The sequence below is a fragment of the Hymenobacter agri genome (genome assembly GCF_054778495.1).
Genome location: NZ_BAAGZM010001003.1, coordinates 1 through 1,039, shown reverse-complemented (window position 1 = coordinate 1,039; position 1,039 = coordinate 1). Strand labels below are relative to the sequence as shown.

Annotated in this window: 2 protein-coding genes; one reads left to right on the top strand and one right to left on the bottom strand. The window is 63.2% G+C overall.

The features are described 5' to 3' along the window. Nucleotides 1–175: 175 nt before the first annotated feature. On the bottom strand, nucleotides 176–592 hold the full coding sequence (locus ACYVDE_RS24035) for a winged helix-turn-helix transcriptional regulator (RefSeq protein WP_460504047.1): 417 nt from the start codon (nucleotides 590–592) through the stop codon (nucleotides 176–178). 143 nt (nucleotides 593–735) lie between these two features. On the opposite strand from ACYVDE_RS24035, the gene ACYVDE_RS24030 reads away from it, so the two are divergent. Further along, nucleotides 736–1,039 (top strand): NmrA family NAD(P)-binding protein (locus tag ACYVDE_RS24030; protein WP_460504046.1); only part of this gene is annotated, 304 nt, incomplete at its 3' end.

Here is a 1,039-nt window from a genome sequence, read left to right as displayed (position 1 = left end):
CGGGCGGGGTGGGCGGCGTAGTGGAGCCGGCCGGCGTAACCTGGGCCAGGGCGGAGCCGCTCAGCAGCAGCGAGCCGCCCAGCAGAATGGAAGCGTATTTCTGTATCAAAAGCGGGATTGGCCCGAATAAAGCCAACCCGAAAGTAGCGGCCCCGGCGTGTTGGTTTCGTGAAGTTTACTTCATCATCACCGTTGAGTCTGGCGTTTCGGCCACGCCGCAGCTGCCCGTCCGGCTCAGGTATTGCTTGCCCCAGCCCACCCATTCGCCAAACAGCGGCTGCACGCGCTGCCCCTGCTCGGTGAGGCTGTAGTCGACGCGCGGCGGCACGGTCTGGTGCACGGTACGGGCCACAATGCCGTCGAGCTCCAGCTCGCGCAGTTCCTGAATTAGCATCTTCTCGGTGATTTCGGGCATCAGCCGGCGCAGCTCGCCGTAGCGGCGCGGCTCGTCGAGCAGGTACGAGAGAATCAGCAGCTTCCACTTGCCGCCCAGCACGTTGAGGGTGGTGCGCACGGGGCAGGTCAGGTTGCGCTCGGCATCGGCCGCCGACCAGTAGGCTTCGGCCGTTTGCTGCTTGGTGAGTTTCGACATAAAATTATTCGGCTGGTTATTAACGATTTTTACCTTTCAGTAAGTACCCTACTTTTTAGTAGGTACTTGCGAAAAGCAAAGTTAGGCCAGCACCTTTGTATCATCGCCGGGCAACGCTGCGCCGGCCCTACCTTTTGCATTGTATGTCTAAGAAAATCACCGTCCTCGGCGCTACCGGCAACATCGGCACCGCCCTCGTGCACACCCTCCTCGGCCAGGGCCACCACGTAACGGCCGTGGCCCGTCCCAGCGCCCGCCTTGATGCGCTGGCCCAAGCCGGCGCCACCATCAAAGCCGGCGACGCCCACGACGTGGCCCTGCTCACCGACGCCCTGCGCGGTGCCGACGCCGCTTTCCTGATGATTCCGCCGAACGTGACCTCGCCCGACGTGTTGGGCTTCATGAACCAGATTGGCGAAGCCACCGCCCAGGCCGTGCGCGCCGCCG